Source organism: Actinomycetospora sp. (assembly GCF_055612215.1).
The window spans coordinates 1-2863 of record NZ_JBVPVA010000357.1 but is presented as its reverse complement, the minus strand read 5'-3'; the positions used below and the strand labels follow the sequence as shown (position 1 = coordinate 2863).

Below are 2863 nucleotides of genomic sequence, written 5' to 3'. Positions count from 1 at the left end.
GGGCGAGCGGAGCGACGGGACTCCCGAGGGCCCTGGGGCTCGACGCTCGTGGCCCTGGCCGCGGGTGCCGGGGCCGCGCTCGTCGCCGCCGCCGGGTTCCGGCCGCTGACCCGGCGCTGGCCCGAGGCCCTCGGGGCGTCGCTGCTCGCGGCCCTGGCGACCGAGCTGCCCCGGCCGACGGCCGCGGTGACCGTCGGGGTCGCGGCGGGCGCGGCCCGTCGCGGGGCGGCGCGGACGGCCACGGGCCGGGTGGGGCTCGGACTCGCCGCGGCCGCCGTCGTCGCCGTCCTGGCGCTGGACCGTCGTGCCCGCGCCACCGAGCAGGTCCTGGCCGAGGCGCTCGCGACGGCCCTCGGCCGGGACGCGCCCACCCCCGAGACACCCGGACGGCTCCCGCCCCGCGTGATCACCGCGCCGCGCCGGTTCCGCACCGCCGGCGCGCGGGACGTCGCCTACGGCCCGCACGGCCGGGAGAACCTCCTCGACGTCTGGCGCCACCCGGACCTCCCCACCGACGCGGGCGCCCCCGTCCTCGTCGAGATCCACGGCGGCGCCTGGTCCTCGGGCCGCAAGGAGGGCGAGGCCAACCCCCTGATGGGCTACCTCGTCGACCGCGGCTGGGTCTGCGTGACGGTCAACTACCGGCTCGGGCCGGACGCCCGGTGGCCCGCGATGATCGACGACGTCCGGGCCGCGCTGCGCTGGGTGCACGCCCACGTCGGCGAGCACGGCGGTGACCCGGGCTTCGTCGCGGTCACCGGGGGTTCCGCCGGCGCGCACCTGGCCGCACTCGCCGCGCTGACCGGCGAGGGCGCGACCCGCGTCGACGCCGCCGTCACCCTCTACGGCATCTACGACCTCACCGAGGACGACGGCAGCGGCACCCTCGACCTGCTGCTCGCCGACACGGTGATGCCCGGGCCGCTCACCCACGACGTCGCGACGTGGACCGAGGCCTCGCCCCTGCACCGGGTCCACCCCGGGGCGCCGCCGTTCTTCGTGCTGCACGGGACCGGCGACGCCGTCGTGGTCCCGGAGCAGAGCCGGGCCTTCGTGCGGGCGCTGCGGGCGGGTTCGGACCAGCCGGTCGCCTACGCCGAGCTGCCGCACGCCCAGCACGGGTTCGACCTGCTCCCCACCCCGCGGACCCGGCTGGTCGTCCGGGCCGTGGAGGCGTTCCTCGTGGCCGCGCTGGGACACCGGCCCGCACGCCCGGGCCGGGCCGCGGCCTGATCCGCGGTGACCGCCTCCCCGGGCCCTCGCCCATGATCAGCAGCCCTCGGTTGCTGTCTCCGTGCCACGGAGGCCGCCACGGAGGGCTGTTGATCATCGGCCGACCGTCTCCCGTCACCGATGATCACCGCCGGCGTCGACACGGCCCCGGGGCGCGGCTGGGGAGGCCGTCGGAGTCGGTCGATAAGCTGGGATCACGCGGAGCCACTCCTCCGCGGAATCGCCGCACCGACCCAGGAGCACCGCCGTGTCCTCGCTCATCGCCCCCGCGCCCGCCGCCACCGTCCGGGTCGGCGCGGGCACGACGGCGGGCGAGGCGGTGCGGGACGCGGGACTGTCCGGGAGCGGGGAGACCACCGTCGTCGTCGTCCGCGCCCCCGACGGCACCCTCAAGGACCTCGCGTGGCGCCCGGAGTCCGACGTCGACGTCGAGCCGGTGCCCGCCGACACCGAGGACGGCCGCGCGGTGATCCGCCACAGCGCCGCCCACGTGCTCGCGCAGGCCGTCCAGCAGCAGTTCCCGGAGGCCAAGCTCGGCATCGGCCCGCCGGTCGCGGACGGCTTCTACTACGACTTCGCCGTCGAGAAGCCGTTCACCCCGGAGGACCTCGCGTCCCTCGAGAAGGCCATGCGCAAGATCGTCAAGGCGAAGCAGCGCTTCGTCCGGCGCGAGTACGCCTCCCTCGACGCCGCCCGGGCCGAGCTCGCCGACGAGCCGTTCAAGCTCGAGCTCGTCGACCTCAAGGGCACCTCGGACGCCGAGGAGGACGGCGAGATCATGGAGGTCGGCGCCGGCGCGCTGACCGCCTACGACAACGTCCACGCCCACACCGGCGAGCGGGTCTGGGGCGACCTCTGCCGCGGCCCCCACCTCCCGACCACGGGCTACATCCCGGCCTTCAAGATCACCCGCAGCGCGGCCGCGTACTGGCGGGGCGACCAGCGCAACGCCCAGCTGCAGCGGATCTACGGCACCGCGTGGGAGTCGCAGGAGGCTCAGGACGCGTACCTGGAGCGCCTCGCCGAGGCCGAGCGGCGCGACCACCGGCGCCTCGGCACCGAGCTCGACCTGTTCAGCTTCCCCGACGAGATCGGGTCCGGCCTCGCGGTCTTCCACCCCAAGGGCGGCATCATCCGCAAGGAGCTGGAGGACTACAGCCGGCAGCGCCACACCGAGGCCGGCTACCAGTTCGTCAACACCCCGCACGCCACCAAGGGCGAGCTCTTCCAGACCTCGGGGCACCTGGACTGGTACCGCGAGGGCATGTTCCCGGCGATGCACCTCGACGAGGAGCGGGCCGAGGACGGCACGGTGCGGCGGCCGGGCATCGACTACTACCTCAAGCCGATGAACTGCCCGATGCACAACCTGATCTACCGGTCGCGGGGGCGCTCCTACCGGGAGCTGCCGCTGCGGCTCTTCGAGTTCGGGACCGTCTACCGGTACGAGAAGTCGGGTGTCGTGCACGGGCTGACCCGCGCGCGGGGCTTCACCCAGGACGACGCGCACATCTACTGCACCCGCGAGCAGATGGCCGGCGAGATCACCTCGCTGCTGACCTTCGTGCTCGACCTGCTGCGCGACTACGGCCTCGACGACTTCTACCTCGAGCTCTCCACCCGCAACCCG

Annotated in this window: 2 protein-coding genes; both read left to right on the top strand. The window is 75.0% G+C overall.

The window, feature by feature from the left end; translation table 11 throughout:
• The coding region (locus AC0CYZ_RS10200) for an alpha/beta hydrolase fold domain-containing protein (RefSeq protein ID WP_472214862.1) at nucleotides 1–1233 on the top strand (1233 nt) is incomplete at its 5' end.
• Between the two features lie 247 nt (nucleotides 1234–1480).
• A partial coding sequence (locus tag AC0CYZ_RS10195; RefSeq protein ID WP_472214860.1) for an aminoacyl--tRNA ligase-related protein occupies nucleotides 1481–2863 on the top strand: 1383 nt, incomplete at its 3' end.